The organism is Nonomuraea angiospora, assembly GCF_014873145.1.
GTDB classification, from domain to species: Bacteria; Actinomycetota; Actinomycetes; order Streptosporangiales; family Streptosporangiaceae; genus Nonomuraea; species Nonomuraea angiospora.
In genome coordinates, this window is sequence record NZ_JADBEK010000001.1 from 908,387 (window position 1) to 924,990 (window position 16,604).

At 70.1% G+C, this 16,604-nt stretch carries 18 protein-coding genes; 4 read left to right on the forward strand and 14 right to left on the reverse strand.

Annotated features, from left to right (window positions below):
* Positions 1 to 5: 5 nt before the first annotated feature.
* From H4W80_RS04100 to H4W80_RS04125, 6 genes are all read right to left on the reverse strand, one after another.
* Positions 6 to 698: a hypothetical protein gene (locus H4W80_RS04100; protein WP_192783838.1), complete on the reverse strand. Its 693-nt coding sequence runs from the start codon at positions 696 to 698 to the stop codon at positions 6 to 8.
* Positions 689 to 2,131 (reverse strand): hypothetical protein, encoded by a 1,443-nt coding sequence (locus H4W80_RS04105; RefSeq protein ID WP_192783839.1) that lies wholly within the window; start codon positions 2,129 to 2,131, stop codon positions 689 to 691. The genes H4W80_RS04100 and H4W80_RS04105 overlap by 10 nt, the downstream gene beginning before the upstream one ends.
* A complete protein-coding gene (locus H4W80_RS04110; RefSeq protein WP_192783840.1) occupies positions 2,128 to 2,964 on the reverse strand; it encodes an ATP-binding cassette domain-containing protein in 837 nt (278 codons plus the stop codon). The genes H4W80_RS04105 and H4W80_RS04110 overlap by 4 nt, the downstream gene beginning before the upstream one ends.
* Entirely contained in the window at positions 2,961 to 3,749 is a 789-nt protein-coding gene (locus tag H4W80_RS04115; RefSeq protein ID WP_192783841.1) for a zf-HC2 domain-containing protein, read from the reverse strand. Before H4W80_RS04115 ends, H4W80_RS04110 begins: the two co-directional genes overlap by 4 nt.
* A complete protein-coding gene (locus tag H4W80_RS04120; protein ID WP_192783842.1) occupies positions 3,746 to 4,318 on the reverse strand; it encodes an RNA polymerase sigma factor in 573 nt (190 codons plus the stop codon). The genes H4W80_RS04115 and H4W80_RS04120 overlap by 4 nt, the downstream gene beginning before the upstream one ends.
* Positions 4,319 to 4,400: 82 nt before the next feature.
* Complete coding sequence (locus H4W80_RS04125) at positions 4,401 to 5,588, reverse strand: cytochrome P450 (RefSeq protein ID WP_192783843.1); 1,188 nt, start codon at positions 5,586 to 5,588, stop codon at positions 4,401 to 4,403.
* Positions 5,589 to 5,662: 74 nt separating this feature from the next.
* Here H4W80_RS04125 and H4W80_RS04130 point away from each other — a divergent pair, with 74 nt between their 5' ends.
* Positions 5,663 to 6,271 (forward strand): TetR/AcrR family transcriptional regulator, encoded by a 609-nt coding sequence (locus H4W80_RS04130; RefSeq protein WP_192783844.1) that lies wholly within the window; start codon positions 5,663 to 5,665, stop codon positions 6,269 to 6,271.
* A gap of 27 nt (positions 6,272 to 6,298) precedes the next feature.
* Here H4W80_RS04130 and H4W80_RS04135 read toward each other — a convergent pair whose 3' ends face one another.
* The 5 genes from H4W80_RS04135 to H4W80_RS04155 all read right to left on the reverse strand — a co-directional run bounded on the left by H4W80_RS04135 (position 6,299) and on the right by H4W80_RS04155 (position 12,078).
* Positions 6,299 to 6,718, reverse strand: coding sequence for a MarR family transcriptional regulator (locus H4W80_RS04135; RefSeq protein WP_192783845.1), 420 nt, complete (start codon positions 6,716 to 6,718; stop codon positions 6,299 to 6,301).
* Between the two features lie 115 nt (positions 6,719 to 6,833).
* Positions 6,834 to 7,874: a PP2C family protein-serine/threonine phosphatase gene (locus tag H4W80_RS04140; protein ID WP_225963226.1), complete on the reverse strand. Its 1,041-nt coding sequence runs from the start codon at positions 7,872 to 7,874 to the stop codon at positions 6,834 to 6,836.
* Between the two features lie 341 nt (positions 7,875 to 8,215).
* The gene (gene rox, locus H4W80_RS04145; protein ID WP_192783847.1) at positions 8,216 to 9,745 is read right to left on the reverse strand and encodes a rifampin monooxygenase; all 1,530 of its coding nucleotides are present in this window, start codon (positions 9,743 to 9,745) and stop codon (positions 8,216 to 8,218) included.
* A 269-nt stretch (positions 9,746 to 10,014) separates the two neighbouring features.
* Positions 10,015 to 10,635 carry an L-threonylcarbamoyladenylate synthase gene (locus H4W80_RS04150; RefSeq protein WP_192783848.1) on the reverse strand — a complete coding sequence of 207 codons (621 nt, stop codon included), beginning with the start codon at positions 10,633 to 10,635 and terminating at the stop codon, positions 10,015 to 10,017.
* A 219-nt stretch (positions 10,636 to 10,854) separates the two neighbouring features.
* Positions 10,855 to 12,078, reverse strand: a complete 1,224-nt coding sequence (locus tag H4W80_RS04155) for an oxygenase MpaB family protein (protein WP_192783849.1) — start codon at positions 12,076 to 12,078, stop codon at positions 10,855 to 10,857.
* A 180-nt stretch (positions 12,079 to 12,258) separates the two neighbouring features.
* Here H4W80_RS04155 and H4W80_RS04160 point away from each other — a divergent pair, with 180 nt between their 5' ends.
* Complete coding sequence (locus H4W80_RS04160; protein ID WP_192793260.1) at positions 12,259 to 12,915, forward strand: TetR/AcrR family transcriptional regulator; 657 nt, start codon at positions 12,259 to 12,261, stop codon at positions 12,913 to 12,915.
* Between the two features lie 18 nt (positions 12,916 to 12,933).
* The gene (locus tag H4W80_RS04165; protein ID WP_225964473.1) at positions 12,934 to 13,476 is read left to right on the forward strand and encodes a dihydrofolate reductase family protein; all 543 of its coding nucleotides are present in this window, start codon (positions 12,934 to 12,936) and stop codon (positions 13,474 to 13,476) included.
* A 57-nt stretch (positions 13,477 to 13,533) separates the two neighbouring features.
* On the opposite strand, the gene H4W80_RS04170 is transcribed toward H4W80_RS04165, so the two are convergent.
* Both H4W80_RS04170 and H4W80_RS04175 read right to left on the reverse strand, forming a co-directional pair.
* Positions 13,534 to 14,196 (reverse strand): hypothetical protein, encoded by a 663-nt coding sequence (locus H4W80_RS04170; RefSeq protein WP_192783850.1) that lies wholly within the window; start codon positions 14,194 to 14,196, stop codon positions 13,534 to 13,536.
* Between the two features lie 195 nt (positions 14,197 to 14,391).
* Positions 14,392 to 15,285, reverse strand: coding sequence for a helix-turn-helix transcriptional regulator (locus tag H4W80_RS04175; RefSeq protein WP_192783851.1), 894 nt, complete (start codon positions 15,283 to 15,285; stop codon positions 14,392 to 14,394).
* Positions 15,286 to 15,346: 61 nt separating this feature from the next.
* Here H4W80_RS04175 and H4W80_RS04180 point away from each other — a divergent pair, with 61 nt between their 5' ends.
* Positions 15,347 to 15,904 carry a cyclophilin-like fold protein gene (locus tag H4W80_RS04180; RefSeq protein ID WP_318786689.1) on the forward strand — a complete coding sequence of 186 codons (558 nt, stop codon included), beginning with the start codon at positions 15,347 to 15,349 and terminating at the stop codon, positions 15,902 to 15,904.
* 39 nt (positions 15,905 to 15,943) lie between these two features.
* On the opposite strand, the gene H4W80_RS04185 is transcribed toward H4W80_RS04180, so the two are convergent.
* Positions 15,944 to 16,552 carry a TetR/AcrR family transcriptional regulator gene (locus H4W80_RS04185; RefSeq protein WP_192783853.1) on the reverse strand — a complete coding sequence of 203 codons (609 nt, stop codon included), beginning with the start codon at positions 16,550 to 16,552 and terminating at the stop codon, positions 15,944 to 15,946.
* Between the last annotated feature and the right edge of the window lie 52 nt (positions 16,553 to 16,604).

Below are 16,604 nucleotides of genomic sequence, written 5' to 3' on the forward strand. Positions count from 1 at the left end.
CTGTATCAGCGCCGCAGGTCCCGTCCCGCGAGAACGAGCCAGAGGTACGGCAGCGGCAGCATCGCCAGCCAGAACAGGTGCGCCTCGTTCCAGTACCCGAACCCGCACGTCGGCGGCCAGAGCCGGACCTGCTGCGGCAGCAGGATGGTCCCCAGCACCATGGCCAGCTGGACCACCACGGCGGCCATGGCGGCCTGCCGTCCGGGCGCGAGCCGCACGGCCGTCGCCGCGGCGGCCAGCGCGATGCCGAGGCAGACGCCCACCTCGATGAGCAGGTCGCCGACCGGGAACAGGGAGCCCTCCGGCAGGCGGGTCAGGACGTAGGAGAAGGCGGCCAGCCAGATCGCGATCGCGGCGGCACCGGGCAGCAGACAGCGCAGCGCCTGGCGCACCCATCGGGGGACCGCCGCGGCGCCGAGGTCGGCGGACATGGCATCGACCAGCCCGAAGGCCGCCGCCGCGCCCAGCAGGGTGCCACAGATGCGCATGAGCACGAGCGCGTCACCCCCGGGAAGCGCCTCCCCGTACCGCACCAGGCTCACCAACCCGGCGGTGAAGGCGGCGACCAGGACCAGCGGCGCCCAATCGATGGCCCGGGCGAGCGGCCCCACCAGCAGCAGCACCACCCGCCGGCGGGACGGCGGCGAGGCGAACGAGGGTGCGGCGGTCTGCTGCCGGGCGGGCAGGGTCACATGCATGGCGTGGCTCCCATCGGCGCGTTGAACTCGCGTCCCAGCCCGAGCAGCGGCAGGGCCTGGTCGATCGTGGTGGAGGGCTTCATGAGCGTGTCCCAGTTGGCCTGGACCTTCTGGCGGGAGCCGGGGGAGGCCAGCAGCAGCTTGGCGTAACCGACCTCGGCCGGGCCCCAGTCCAGACCGGACAGGCGTCCTTGATGACTGTCGACATAGAGCTGCCGCCGGGCCTCGGGAGGGGAGACCTGGCCGATGAGCCAGAGCGCCACCACCGTGCGGGCCTGACCGCGCACGTCACACAGCGCGGCGCGCCGGGAGGGGGTGAAGTGCTTGACGGCCGAGTCGTACAGCCCGGTCGTCCAGAAGGCCACGTCCTCGGCCAGCACCCTGCGCTGGTCGGGATGCCCCCAGCTCATCGGCGGCTGGACCTCGCCGGGAGCGTCGGCGAAGCTCCAGCTCATGCTCATCTGCCGCACCTGGGGCGCCCGGGTGCGCGGCGCGGCGGGCAGCGCCGCCACGACCGGCTGGACCGCCTGTTCCCACAGCGGGATCCACGGTTCGTAACCGGGAAAGGCACAGTAGGTGAGCCCCTGGCGCTTCGTGCAGCGGTGGGCGCCGGGGCCGAAGTAGCGCTCGCGCACGCGGGAGTCCACATGGTCGAGCGTCAGCGTCACGTTCGTGGGGAACTGCGCCGGGGGCCGGGTGGACGCCGCGGTGGCCCCCGTTGGCACCGCGACGGCCAGCCCCATCACCACGGCCACGGCGGGCGCCGGCCGTACCCTGTGTCTGAGCAGCGCGATCCCGCCGAAGACGGCCGCGGCGGCGAGCACGTACACCAAGTGGAGCGCGGACGGTCGGTCGGGCCAGTCCGGCCGGTGGACCTGCATCACCGGCAGCAGCCAGCCGGCCTGGCGGTTCGAGGTGTTGGTGAAGATGAGGAAGCCGAGCACGGCCACCACCAGCGGCCCGGCGATCAGCCACCGCGCCCAGCGGCCGACGGCCACGCCCAGCGTCGCGGCGAGCACGGCGGCGGCCACCGCCGTCAGCGGCTCCCATGGGTCCAGCCGGCCTCCGGCGGGGCCGCTCAGCAGCCGGATCGCCAGGTAGCCGCCCATGGCCGCCGCCGCCGCGACCCCTGCGACCAGCGGTGCGGCCAGCAGCAGGGCGCGCGTGCGGTGCTCGGCCCGCCCGGGCAGGCCCGCGAGGCTCTCGGGCATGCCGTGCCGCCCGTCGCGCGAGGTGGCCAGGCCGGCCACGATCAGGACCGCCGCACCGAGGCAGGTGGCCAGCCCGGTGGCGTTGATCGGGTCCATCGTGAGGTCGGGCTGCTGGTCCCAGCTGAGGAAGGTCTGCAGCGCCAGCACCAGGACGGTCGCGCCCCACACCAGCGGGTGCCGCACCAGCCTGCGCGCCTCGAACAGGAACAGCCGCCGCGTCACGCCGCCTCCCCGAGCAGCATGAGATAGCCGTCCTCGACACCGGGCGTCGCCGCGTCCGCCGCCGGCGGCCGCGCGCCGAGCGTGCGGTAGCGGCCGTCAGCGGTCCGCCAGAACAGCTCCGACGTGGCGGGCGGCGCGTCCGACAACCACACCCGGCCCTGCGCCACGGCCGCGAGCTGGCCAGGCGTGCCGTCGAAGACCGCCCGGCCGTCTCGCATGACCACCACCCGCCCGCACAGCGCGGCGACGTCTTCGGTCTGGTGCGTGGACAACACGACGGTACGGCTCTCGCCGAGCCGCGAGACCAACGCGCGGAAGGCCATCCGCTGCTCCGGGTCCAGACCCACGGTCGGCTCGTCGAGAATGAGCAGGTCCGGCCGGCCCAGCAGCGCCTGGGCCAGCGCGAGCCGCTGTCGCATGCCGCCCGACAGCCTGCGCACCTTCGTCCGTGCCTGATCGGTGAGGTCCACCTCGGCCAGGACCCGGCGTACCTCGGCGTGCCGGTGCTCGCGGTCGGTCAGCTCCTTGAGGATCGCCACGTAGTCCACGAGGTCGAAGGCGGTGAAATGCGGGTAGGCGCCGGGGCTCTGCGGCAGGTAGCCGAGCCTGCGCCGCAGCGCTGTCCGCTGCCGGCGGTCGGCCGGGTCCAGGCCGAAGGCGTCCACCGTGCCCCCGTCGGGAGCAAGGGTGGTGGCCAGGCAGCGCAGCAGCGTGGTCTTGCCGGCGCCGTTCGGGCCGAGCAGGCCGGTCACGCCGGTGCCGAGCGTCAGGTCGAGGCCATCGAGTGCCCGCTTGGCGCCGTACGTCTTGGTCAGTTCCTTGATCTGGATCATCTGGCGCTCACTCTGTAGAAGCGGTACGTCAGCAGGACGGCGGCCACGCCGTACCCGATCTGCGGCGCGGGACCGAATACGGCCAGCCAGCTGCCGATGAGGCGGCCCGCGCCGACGATGGCCAGCCACACCCCGCCCATGGAGAGTGCGGCCATCGGGACGGGCAGCCGGTTCGACAGGGCCAGGCAGCCCGAGGCGGCGGCGAGTGCGGGCAGCAGCCAGGCGGCGGCCAGCCCGGGCGGTGCGGGCAGCAGTGGTGAGGCGAGCCCGGCCAGCGCCGCCGACACCGCGAGCACCGCCGTGGCGCGGGTCAGCAGCAGTCGTGGCCCCGACATCGGGGTGGCGGCCACCAGCTCGTGGGCGGGATCGACGCGGGCCCCGTAGGCGAGCGCGATGCCCGCCAGCGGCAGCACCGGCGCGACGATCAGGAAAGCGGGCAGGTAGTCGGCCTGCGCGCGGGCTGCCAGCACCGCGAACGCCAATACCGCCACCACGGCGGCCAGCCAGGACCGGCTCATCGTCGGCGTCGCCGACAGCAGCCTGGCCAGGTGGTCGGGCACCCCGCCGTGGCGTAGAAGCCGCTCGGCCAGGCTCAGGCGCGGCGTGATCAGCTCGGTTTCCAGCCGCGCCCAGGACTCGTCGAGCCAGTCCTGGTCGTACGGCACCGCCGCCCGGCAGTCGGCGCAACGGCCGAGATGCGCGTCCACGGACATGGCCAGCGCCGGTTCGAGCGCGCCTTCGAGGTAGCGCTCGCGGAGGTCGTCAGGGATGTGCCAGCCACTCATGACAGCTCCTCGCGCAACCGGGCCCTGGCCCGCATCGCGCGGGTCTTGACCGTGCCTTCCGGAATGCCCAGGAGACCGGCGGCCTCCTTGGTGGTGAGACCGTCGAGGACGGTCGCCTCGATGACGGCCCGCAGCTCGGGGGAGAGCCTGGTCAGGGCGGTGCCGAGGTCGCCATGCTCCACGTTCAGCAGCACCACGTCCTCGGCCGAGGCGACTGGCGAGCTGTCGCCCGGTTCGATGCCGGAGCCGATCCAGCGCGAGCCGCTGCCACGCAGGGCGGAGATCAGGCGGCGGATGGCGATGGTCCACAACCAGCCGGCCGGGTTGTCGCCGCGGAAGCGGCCCGCCGAGCGCCACACGGCCAGGAACGTCTCCTGGAGCGCATCGTCGACGATGTCCGTGTCGGCGCAGCGGCGGGCCAGCCGGGCACGCAGCCAGGGGGCGTGCCGCTGATGGAGGAGGCGCAGGGCGGCGGTGCTCCGCGCGGCGACGGCGGCGACGAGCTCGGCGTCGGTGCTGTCCGCGGTGACGTCGGGGGCTCCGCGCCGCCTGAAGGGAAACGGGCTCACGGTGTATCTATCGCACAGCCCGCATGGGCCGGTTCTCACGGTGCCGGCAACCGGAGCCGCCGGCACGGCGCTTCGGGGGACGCTACCAGGTGACCGGCAGGGCGGCCACGCCGTAGATGGCGGCTCGCGGTCGCAGCGGCACCTCCTCGGCGGGTACGGCCAGCCGCAGCGTGGGGAAGCGGCGCAGCAGCGCCGGGTAGGCGAGCCGCATCTCCAGCCGGGCCAACTGCTGGCCCAGGCACTGGTGGATGCCGTGGCTGAAGCCCAGCTGCTGGGTGGCCTGGCGGGTGACGTCGAAGTGGTCGGGGGCCGGGAAGCGGCTGGGGTCGCGGTTGACGACCGGGAGACAGATCGTCACGGTCTGGCCGGCTTTGATCGTCTGTCCGGCGAGGGGCACGTCGGCCCTGGCGACCCGGATCGGCCCGATGTGCGTGACGCTGAGGTAGCGCATCAGCTCCTCGACCGCGCTCTCGGCGACGCCGGGATCGGTGCGTACGAGGTCCGCCTGCTCGGGGTGGCACAGCAGCAGGAACGTGCCCAGGCCGAGCATGTTCGCGGTGGTCTCGTGTCCGGCGGTCAGCAGCAGCGTGGCGACGCCGGTGAGCTCCTCGTGGTCGAGCTCGCCGCCGGTGGCCAGCTCGCTGAGCAGGTCCTGGCCGGGCTCGGCGCGCTTGCGTCCGACCAGCTCGGACAGGTAGCCCATCAGCTCGCCGGCGGCGGCGCCCCGCTGTTCGACGGTGTTGTCGAGGTTCACGGCCCGCGCGGTGGTGTCCTGGAAGCGTGAACGCTCGTCGTACGGCACGCCGAGCAGCTCGCAGATCACCAGCGACGGGATCGGCAGCGCGAACGTCTTGACCAGGTCCGCGGGCGCGCCCCCGCGGGCCATCTCGTCGAGCTGGCCGTCGATGACCTCCTGGATCCTGGGCTCCAGCTTTCGCATCTTGCGCATGCTGAAGTGCCCGGTCAGCAGCTTGCGGTAGCGGGAGTGCTCGGGGTCGTCCATCGCGATGAAGAAGCCCGGCGGGATCACCAGGTCCGTCAGCCCCTCGGGCGGCGCCAGCTCTTTGATCGGCGGGGCGGCGCCCTGCTGGGTGTTGCTGAAGCGGGGGTCGTCGAGCACCGCGCGCGCCTCGGCGTAGCCGGTGACCAGCCAGCCGAGCCGTCCGTCGGCGTAGGTCATCGGGTGCAGCGATCCGGGGAGCTCTTTCAGGAGGGCAGGCGGCTGGAACGGGTCCTCCCGCTCGACCGGCAGCGCCTTGAGGGTTTCCATGCCTCCCAGAAAAGCGCACAGACTGCGAAATTGCAACCTCTGCATAAACGCAAGATGTGCGGTAAGCTGGCGACGTGGAAGGTCACCGCGAACGCAAGAAGGCCCGCACCCGCCGCGCGCTGCTGGAGGCCGCGGTGCGGCTGTTCGGCGAGCAAGGCTACGAGCAGACCACCATCGCCGAGATCGCCGCGGCGGCCGACGTGGCGCCCAGGACCTTCTTCGCGTACTTCGCCAGCAAGGAGGATGTGCTCTTCCTGCAAGCCGACGATCGCTGGCAGGTCATGCTCGACGTGATCGCCGGGCGCGAACCGGGGGAGCCCCTGGGGGATCTGCTGAGCCGGATGTTCGAGGCCCTGGTGCGCAGCCTGGCCGAGGACGACGAGCTGGACTTCTCGCTGTCGCCGCTGCGGACGCGGCTGGTGTTCACCGAGCCCGCGCTGCGGGCACGCGGGCTGACGCTCATCCTCGAGGGGCAGCCCCTGCTGGCCAAGGCCCTGTGCGAGGTCTACCCTGAGCTGGATCCCGTGGCGGCAGGCGCGGCCGTCGGCAGCTTCATGGGTGCACTGGCCGTGGCGGGGATCGTCGCCCAGCAGCAGGGCGGCTCCAACGAGGACGTCCTGGCCGCCGGGCGGCGGGGGATCGAGATCGCGGTCAACGGGCTGTCGGGCCTCGACGGCTCCTGACGCGCGGCGCCCGCGACCGCCGGAGGTTCACCGCCGGCGTCGCATGGACAGGGCCTGCCGCCAGTGCTCTGCCGCCTGGCCCATGTCGTGGCCGAGGAGTTCGAAGAACTGGGTGGTGGTACGGAGCCGATCGCCGGTGGGCGTGTCGGCGCCGAAGATGCCGACGCCGTGTCGCGTGGTGTCGGCCCAGATCGCTATCGACCTGGCACTGGCCGCCCACGTGTGGTACCAGACGTCCACGTCGACGAAGTAGCGCACCCGGCGCGCCTCCCGCTCCCGGGCGAGCATCTGCCGCTGCTCCAGCCATTTGACGGCATTGGAGATCGTCGCCGGACTGACCTGGAGCTGCTGGGCGAGCTCCGTGGCGGTCAGGCTGCCGCTCTCGCTGAGGAACAGCGCGGCGAACACCCTGGCCGTCATCGGCGCCATCCCGCCCTCGACCATCATGGCGACGAACTGCTACCTGGCAGGCCTGCCCGTAACCGCCGCCAAGGCTGACCAGCCCCGGCCGCACAACACGAAGACGGACTGGGAATGCGCCCTGGCCGCCGGGTGAGCGGATTCACGGGGCCGGTTCGCCGGCGCGGTGGGTGATCGCCAGAATCGCCATGTCGTCATCGCGCGGACCGCCGGCCCAGCGCTCGACATCGCGCACCAGCACGTCGATCACCTCCTCCGGATGCCGGAACGGGCCTCGGCCGCCGAGCCGGCTTTCCGGGTCGTAGAACGCCCCGGAACGGCTCCGGGCCTCCGTCACCCCATCGGTGACGAGCAGGAGCGTGCTCCCGGTGGGGAAGGGCCAGTGGTCGGGCCGGGCCCGCGGTACGCCCAGGCGGCTCATGCCCAGGGGAAGACTCGGCTCCGCGGGATCCAGACACGACACCGTGTCACCCTGAAGGAGGAAGGGCGAGGGGTGGCCGCAGTTCAGCAGGAGCACCCGGTCCGCGTCCGGTGTGATCTCGCCGAGCACCGCGGTGACGAACCCCTCCATCCGTACGCTTTCCTCCCGCGAGGAGGCTTCCTTGATCAGTGCGCGCTCCATGCGCTCGGCCAGCACCACGAGGTCGGCTTCCTGCTCTGCCGCCTCCCGGAACGTGCCCAGCAGGACGGCCACCGTGCCGACCGCGTCCAGGCCCTTGCCTCGCACATCCGCGATCAGCAATCTGGTGCCGTACGGCGTGTCCTGGACGGCGTAGGCGTCTCCACCGATCAGGGCCTCGATCTGCGCGGCCTTGTAAACCGCGGCGATGGCCAGCGGCCCTACCTGTGCCGGAGGTGCGGGCAGCACGGCGCGCTGGACGGCCTCGGCGACGGAACGCACCACTTGCAGCCGGTGGCTGTGGCCGGCGACCACGCGGTTCACCCCGAGGCCCACGAGCGCGGTGAACACCGCGCTGATCAACGAGAGTGTGCCGACGGCATGACCGAAGTAGCCATCCTTGATCAACAACACCAGCTGGACCAGGACGATGGCCGCCGCGACCGCGATCGTGTGCCGCCGCGACAGCAGCGCCCCTGCCACCACGACCGCGGCGCCCAGCATGTAGTCGCCCCAGTAGTAGCGCGGGGACAGCAGGTTGAAGACGGCGCCGATGACGATCATGGCGGCCGGTATGAAGGAGATGTACCGGGGCCACCTCGTGGAGAGTGGGTTCATCCGCACCCCGATCCGCAGCCGGTCGACCTGTGCTCGACGAGCAGGGGCACGGCCGCGTGACGTCCTCTGGTGGTCGTCGCACGCCGTTCCCGCAGGTGCCGGAGCTGATCCTTTTCTAGTGAATGTTGAATCGCCTGTCGAGGCGACACTCCCAGGGCGCCCTGGGAGCGGGCTCCTCGGGATCGGTGATCTCGCGGTGAGATCTCATGGTGAGATGGGCCGCTCGGTCACCGCCGCCTCCCTCAAGTCGCCGCCATGATCTCCACCCGAGACAGGCGTGTTCGCCTTCAGTCGGCGGGCTTGCCGAACCAGCGGGAGAGGTGGTCGTCCAGGTCCTGCTGATCGTCGCCGATCCAGGCGACGTGGCCGTCGGGCCGTAGCAGGACGCACGGAACATCCAGCGCCGCGGTGGGATCCGCGAGGTGGTCGACCCGGTCTGACCAGCCGCCTACGGTCAGGCGTTCGGTGCGGTCCAGCAGCAGGCCGCGGCCGCGACGCAGCAGACCGTAGAGGTGGCCCTGTTTCACGTCGATGTCGCGCAGGCGGCGGCCGAGCAGGTCGGGGCCTGCGCCGAAGTCGTAGCGGATGCCGATCGCGGTGATCTTCTCGATCAGATGGCGGTTCACCTCGTCGAAGTCCATCAGCTCGGTGAGCAGCCTGCGCACGGCCTGCGGGCCAGGTTCGGTGGACAGCAGTTCCATCTGGGCGCGGGTGTTGTCCAGCACGTCCGCGGCGACCGGATGACGTTCGGCCTGGTAGGTGTCCAGCAGTGCTTCCGGGGCCCAGCCGCGGATCTGCGCGGCCAGCTTCCAGCCGAGGTTGAACGCGTCCTGAACGCCCAGGTTGAGGCCCTGACCGCCGATGGGCGGGTGGATGTGTGCCGAATCGCCGGCCAGCAGTACCCGGCCGACCCGATAACGTTCGGCCAGCCGGGTGGCGTCGCCGAAGCGGGACAACCAGCGCGGGGAGTGCACGCCGAAATCGGTTCCGGCGATGGCGCGCAACTGTTGTTGGAAATCCTCGAGGGTGGGCGGTTCCGCCCGGTCGCTGACCCCCGCGGCGGGGACGACGACGCTGTAGATTCCTCCGCCGAAGGGCCGGAGCCAGAATGGCTGACGGGTCTCGCGGATTTCGGTCACCTTGGCGGTGATCTCCTCCTGCGGCACACCCACTTCCATCTCGCCCATCAGCGTCTCGGTCCGCGAGGGCTCGCCGGGGAAGCCGACGCCGAGCAGTTTGCGCACCGTACTGCGCCCGCCGTCACAGCCGACGAGATAGCGCGAACGCACCCGTTCCCCGTCGGCCAGCTCGACGGTCACGCCCTCGTCGTCCTGCTCGAAACCGGTCACCGTACAACCGCGCCGGACCTGCGCACCCAGTTCGGTCGCATGTTCTTCGAGCAGGCGTTCAATGACCGGCTGCGGGATGCCCAGCAGATAGGCGTGCGCGGAATCCAGGTCCTTGGGCGCGGGTTTGCTGATGGCGGCGAAGAAACCGCCGGCCGGACGTTGCCTTCCATGCTGGAGAAGGCGATCCAGGAGTCCGCGCATCGCCATCAGTTCGAGACTGCGAATATGCAGACCGACGATGCGGACGAACGACTTCGGCTCGGTTTCCTTCTCCAGAACGAGTACCCGTACGTCGTGCAGCCGCAGTTCGGCGGCCAGCGTCGCGCCGGTCGGCCCGCACCCGGCAATGATCACGTCGAACGTGAAAGGCGCGCGATCGGCGCCGGAGGCCGGCGACCGGAGGGCTCCGGGGACGTCGCCCACCGTGGAGTTCGACGGCGGCTCGGCGGTGACCTGCTGAGAGTGCATAGGTGTTGCCTTTCGGGAGTGCCCTGTTGTCCAGGCGCTCCCGGCGACACCTACGTCAATCGCCAGCCGTGACGGGAAGGGGGAGCACCCACGTCGATACAGCGTTCATGGGTCTCACCTCCTCGGGCGGTGTCACGGTCAACCGCAAGTTACAAGCCCGAGCATCATGCCGTCCACTCATTTCCCAACCACGTGATCGGGGGCGCGCCAATCCGTCATGGTCACCGACGGGAACGAGTGCTGTGGCGGCTGCTGTACGAAACAGTCGCCTATTCGAACGGGGAGGTGTCTCCCGTGCCCCGGCGGAGAATCTCGGGCTCCTCTTGCGAGAAGTCGATGACGGTCGTCGGGGTGGCGCCGCATTCGCCGGAGTCGATGACCGCGTCCAGCACGTGGTCGAGCCGTTCCTTGATCTCCCAGCCCTGCGTCGCGGGTTCGGTCTCGTCGGGCAGCAGCAGGGTGCTGGACACCAGTGGTTCGCCGAGTTCGGCCAGCAGTGCCTGGGTGACGAGGTGATCAGGGATGCGGACGCCGACCGTCTTCTTCCGGGGGTGCAGCAGCCGCCGGGGGACCTCCTTGGTGGCGGGCAGGATGAACGTGTAACCGCCGGGAGTCGCCGCCTTGACCTGGCGGAACAGCGCGTTGCTCAGGTGTACGAACTGTCCGAACTGGGCGAAGTCCCGGCATACGAGGGTGAAGTGGTGGTCGCTGCCGAGGCCGCGGATCTCCCTGATCCGGTCGAGGCCCTCCTTGTTGCCCGGTCGGCATCCCAGGGCGTAGCAGGAGTCGGTGGGGTAGGCGATGAGCCCGTCCGCCCGCAGGATCTCGGCGATCTGGCTGATCAGGCGAGGCTGGGGGTTGTCCGGGTGAAGATCGAAGTATCTGGCCACGCCTGGGATCCTAGGGGGGTCCGGCACCCTGGCATGACAGGCGCCCCCCGGGCGCTACAGTCTCGCCGCCCGGCGGCGCCTCCCTGAGCCCGCACCAAGGCTCCCGTGGTTGACGTCGGCGAACGGGGCCAAGTTCACCACCTCCGAGGCGGGTTGACGTGGGTTTCCCCGCGTTGCCGTTGGTTGCGGCCATCGCCTGTCGACACCCCTGGACCGTGATCAACCGGGCCGGTTGCCCGTCGGAATCACGATCTTGGTTTGTGCCCCCTTGGTGAGGTAGTACGTGGTCCACTTCTTGACCATCTCGTCGAGGAGCCAGGCGGCGGCGGGCACCAGCGGCAGCCCGATCACACCCTCCCGGAACTGCACCAGCAACGGCCAGGCGGTCTTGACCACCGGGTCCCACAGCGGCTCGCGTCGGATGCCGTTCCAGTCGGCCACCTGGTTGCCGGTGAGGTACCGGGCGAACGCGTTGACGAGAGACTTGTCGATGCCGCCGGGGCTGGTCAGCTCCGCGAGCATGTCCCGCAGGATGGCGTTGAGTTCCACCCCCTCCGGGGTCGGTCCCATGTTCCTGGGCAGGACCAGGTCCGACTGGGCGTAGGAGGAGTCCCAGGTGGCGGGGAGGAACTCGTCCCTGATGCCGAGCATGTGCCCGAGCATCTGCACCGAGTGCAGGTACCCCGCGGCCTCGGTGGGGGAGATGCGCACCTTCCACTCCCGCATCCCGCGCATGGAGTAGGTCGCCAGGGTGTGCCACGTGACGAGCATGTCCTCCTGGCTGATCGGGATGGGGCCGGACCAGTGGGGAGACGACTTCAGCAGGTGCCGCACCGCCGCGTGCACCAGCCGGGTCTTCACAGCCTCGACGACGGCCGTGCCGCCGGCCCCCCAGGCGTTCTGGGGTCTGACCGCGTACGCCAGGATGTTCGTCTTGGCGATCCGGTCTTTCAGATCCGCGCCGCCCGCCGAGTAGTAGACAGCGCGTGCCTCCTTGGGGATGGCGGTGGCCAGCATCCCGGCGCCGACAATGGTGAGGACGACGATGTAGTTCCCCTTGAGCGCGTGGAACCGGGCCCCGGCGTCCAGCATGGCGGGGTCGGCCCACGACGGGAGCTGACGCGCCTGCTCGATGAAGGCCCGCAGATCCTCCGGAAGTCCCGCGGGCAGGGGCTGGTCGTTGCGGTTCCAGTCGTACAGCAGCCGGTTGACCTCCGGTATGACGCCGCGATCGAACAGTGAGGCGAGGAGCGGATCGGCCACGTCGTCCCACACCCATCGGGGGTCGGCGCCGCTGCCGGAACCCGCGATCGAACCACTGGCCGGCCAGGTCCAGCCATCGGACAGGGAGTCCGCCTGGGCCGGGGAGATCATTCCTAACGCGCCGAGCGCTCCCATGGCGGTGCCCGAGATCAGCACCTCGCGCCTGCTCAACTCTGCCATGCTCTGCACTCCTTCGAGGTGGGGGGTCCTGCTCCGGGCATGCGAGAAATGGATGATACTGAGAAACAAATCATGAGTCTGTGTATCATCATCAGAGCACAGTGTGACGGGCATCACAAGACCGCGTTTGAGGCAGAATCCCTACAGGAGGTGATCGTGGAATCGGTGCTGTCCGGATTCATGGCGTTGTCGGACTCGGATTCGTTGCTTCAGCGCGCCTATTCCGATGCCGTCGAGCGCGTCGACGACAGTGACACGCTACGGACGCGCATCCTTGACGCGGCGTACGAGCAGTTCTGCCGGATGGGCATCAGGCGCTCCACCATGGAGGACGTCGCCCGGTTGGCGAAGGTGTCCCGGATCACGGTGTACCGGCGGTTCGACACAAAGGACACGCTGATCGAACACGTGGTGCGCCGCGAGTTCCGCCGCTATTTCGACCGGTTCCTCATCGACATCGAACAAGCCGGCACCGCTGCCGACAGGGTGGTGCTGGGCTTCGTGAGCTCGTTGCGGGCAATTCGCGGTAACCCGCTGATCGGCGGACTCATCGCCACGGAACCGGACCTGCTGGTCCCCTCCATGACGGCTGACGGGGGGCAGACCCTCGCCACCGTGCGGCATTTCGTCGCGGGCCAGCTCCGCAGCGAGCAGCGCGCGGGGAACGTGTCGAGCAGCCTTGACGTCGACCTCGTGGCCGAGATGATGGTGCGGATCTCGGCCTCTTTCCTGACGATCCCCAGTGCCATCATCAATCTGGATGACGACGAGCAACTGGCCGCGGTGGCCCGGCGGTTCCTCGTGCCCATGCTTGAGCCATTCGCCGGCGAGCGATGACATTTACCCCTGTCGATTCTGGGTTTTTACGTCTCGCTCGACGGCAAAAGCGCTGACGCGGACAACGGAATCCGGGACGTCATGATGAGCATCGACGACCCGAAGCAGGAGGAGTACTTCGTCAGCCGGCTGTGGGAGGCCGGGGCCTTCCTCATGGGCCGCAACACCTACGAGATCATGGCCGGATACTGGCCCACCTCCGACCACCCGTCCGCCAGGGCCATGAACGAGATCCCCAAGGTCGTGTTCTCCCGCACCCTGAAATCGGCCGGCGACTGGCCCGAGACCCGGATCGCCGGCGGTGACACGGCGGAGGAGATCGCCAAGCTCAAGGCCGAGCCCGGCAAGGACCTCGTCGCCGCCGGCGGCACCGAGTTCATGCACTCCCTGATCAAGCTAGGCGTGGTCGACGAGTACCGGCTGTGGGTGCTGCCCGCCGCCACGGGCAAGGGCGCGCCGCTGTTCCCCGAGCTGGATCAGCCCGTGAACCTGCGCTTGGTGAAAAGCACGGCCTTCCCGTCCGGAGTCCTCGAACTGGTGTACGTGCCGGCCGACAGGTGAGACCCGGCAAGCGACGCACAGTCATCGAGGTCGGATCCCGTTTGGCGGCTCATCGTGTCAGGTCGGGCGGATGGCGTGCGTCAGGCTGCGGCACATGGCGTCCGAGTCGGCGATCCACATGATCATGAAGTCGTATCCCTGGGCTTCTCTGGACTCGGCGTCGGCGCAGAACTTCGGCGTCGGCGGGCCATCGGCGCGGAAGCCGACGTCTGGGAGGAACGGCACCTGCTTCAGCAGGAGGCAGACGGCATCCTCGGCTGCGGCTTCCAGATCCCCTCGCACCACTGCGACCAGGCCCACCGACCAGTCGTACTGCGGGTCCTGGTAGATCGACACCGCCAGGTGGTCGTTCTCGTAGGCGCAGTCCACCGCGTCGGCGGCCATGGTCACCCGGCTGGCGAAGGTCCTGAGCCCCTGACGGAAGGTGCGCAGCTCCGCTTCGTCGGCCATCTTCTGCTCCGGGATGACATCCAGAGCCATACCGATCAGGCCGTTCACGCCGAGGCAGGGGTTCGTGGCGACCCGCTCGACTCCCTCCGGGGAGGGCAGCAACGACCGGGTGATCGGGCCTGCGGCGGGGCAGAAGCCCTTCTTGGGCGGCGCCTTCGTCTGGGCTGCCCGAGGAGGAGTGTCTTGTTGAGGGAAGTCCTCGCACGCGGTGACGAGACTCAGCGCGAGGATGGCCGCCAGCAGCCTGCTCAGGGTGGAGCGATGAAACATGGGAGTCCTTCCGGCACCGGAGGTTGGCACTCCACTGGATGGTTCCTGGTGGCGGCGGATATGGCATGAGTAGCCCCTACTCATGTCCTGTGTCCGGGGCACGGTCTCACGAGATCATCGGCGCGAGTGACCAGCGCAACGGGTGCCATCCCCAGGTCTGGCGCGCTCGCCGATCGGGACCGTCAGTGCGCACCTTCAGCCAAGGTGAGGGTGGTCGGTGTCCTGGGGCCGCTCGGTGCGCTCGTGCGTGGCGGCCCAGGAGGCGAGCAGGCGGAGCGCGTCCTCGGACGGGGAGCCGGGTTCGGCGGCGTAGATCGTCATGGACAGGTCGGGCTCGGCGCGCAGGTCCATGCTCTCGTAGGTGAGGGTGAGGTCGCCGACGATGTGGTGGTGGAAGTGTTTGACGCCGGTGCCGTGGGTGCGCACGTCGTGGGCGCCCCAGCGGCGGCGGAAGTCGTCGCTGCGGGTGGACAGCTCCCCGACCAGGTCGTGCAGGCCCTTGTCGTGCGGGTCCTTGCCGGCGGCGGTGCGCAGGTTGGCCACGGTCATGTCGGCGGCCAGGTCCCAATCGGGGTAGAGGCGACGGGCGGCGCTGTCGAGGAAGGTGAAGCGGGCGAAGTTCGGCGGCCGGTTGGGGTCGGCGTAGACGTCGCAGTACAGGGCGCGGCCCAGGTGGTTGGCGGCCAGCAGGTCCGACCGGTTGTTGCCGATGATCGCCGGGGCGGTGGTGATGGTGTCGAGCATCCATTGCAGGCCGGGGCGTGCCGTCGGCTGCTTGGGCCGGCGGCGGCGCAGGATGGCGTTGCTGCCGTTGGCCTCGTGCGCGAGACGCAGCAGGTGGGCGCGTTCGGCGTCGTCCAGGTGCAGGGCGCGGGCGAGCGCGTCGAGCACGCCGGCCGAGACGCCGGCCAGGTGGCCGCGTTCGAGCTTGGCGTAGTACTCCACGCTCATTCCGGCCAGGGCGGCGACCTCGCTGCGGCGTAGTCCGGGGACGCGACGCCGGCCGGCGACGGGCAGGCCCGCCTGCCCGGGGGTGATCTTGGCGCGCCGTGAGGTGAGGAATTCGCGCACTTCGGACCGGTTGTCCATGCCACGACGGTACGCCAGCCTCTGGGCAGGGTGGGATGTACTGGCAGTACATCCATCAGGAGTGGCTTCCTCGCTCCCGGGCTGCTCGGATGTGCTGGATGCCATGACCGATGTCGTGACCGTCGCCGTCCGGGCCCGCCGCATTGCCGCCTGCCTGCTTACCGCCGCGCTGGCCGGGTGCTCGCTCCCGGCGGACCCGTATCTGATCACGCCACGGTCGAATACGGCGAGCGTCATTTCGGGAATGCCGGTCGTGCTGTGGCTCGGCGACCAGGCCGTCACCGCGAGCTTGACCGACACGCCGCCATCGCGGCAGTTCGCCGCGATGTTGCCGTTGACCGTACCGCTGACGGACGCTTGGGGACAGGCGAAGGCGGGGCCGCTGCCGCGCCCGCTCACCATCGACGGCGGCGTGCCGGTCCACGATCCCACCCCGGGTGAGATCTACTTCTGGCCGTCGAACTCAGTGATCGCCGTGTACTACGACGAGCTCGGCCAGACGGTCCCTGATCCGGGCCTGGTCCGCCTCGGCGTCGTCACGACCGGCCTGGACAGGCTCGCCGAGGCGGGCGAGCGGGTCACGGTCCGGATCGAGCCGGCTGCCGCGACCGGCTCTTGACCATCGCAGTTGCTCGCGAGGACCGTCGCCGGGCGGATCTCAGGAGAGCGGCCAGTTGCGTAGGGCGGCATCGGCCAGCTCCTGGAGTTCGTCGCGGCAGACACCGCTCGCGGCCTGCACGGCGATGCCGAACGCCAGAGTGGTGACGTAGCGGGCCAGGAGCCCCGGATCGGTTTCCGGAGGAAGGTCGCCTTCGTCGATCGCTCGCTGGAACCGCTCTCGTACGCAGGAGTAGGAGTCGTTACGCCAGGCGACGAGAAGGTCGCGGACCTCGCGCCCGGAGTCGCTGGCGGCCAGGGCGCCCTGGACGCCCAGGCACCCGTGGGGATGGGCCGGGCGGGTGGTGGTCCGAACGGTGCCGGCCAGGATCGCAGTGGCGACGCCGAGGGCGGTCGGCTCCTCCAGGGCCTGTGTCAGGTATGCGCTCGGCCCCTCGGTGTAGCGCTCCAGGGCCTTGCGGAACAGTTGCTCCTTGTTGCCGAAGGCGGCGTACATGCTGGTGGTGGAGATGCCCATCGCGTCCGCCAGGTGGGCCGTGCTGGCCCCCTCGTAGCCATGCTCCCAGAAGGTCAGCACGGCGCGCTCGAGAGCTTCGTCGGCGTCGAATTTTCGCGGCCGGCCGATGGGGCCGCTCTGTTTCCTCTCCACTCGCCCAGCCTACCTCTTTTTGCAGCGATCGCTACAGAAGTGCTACCGTCGA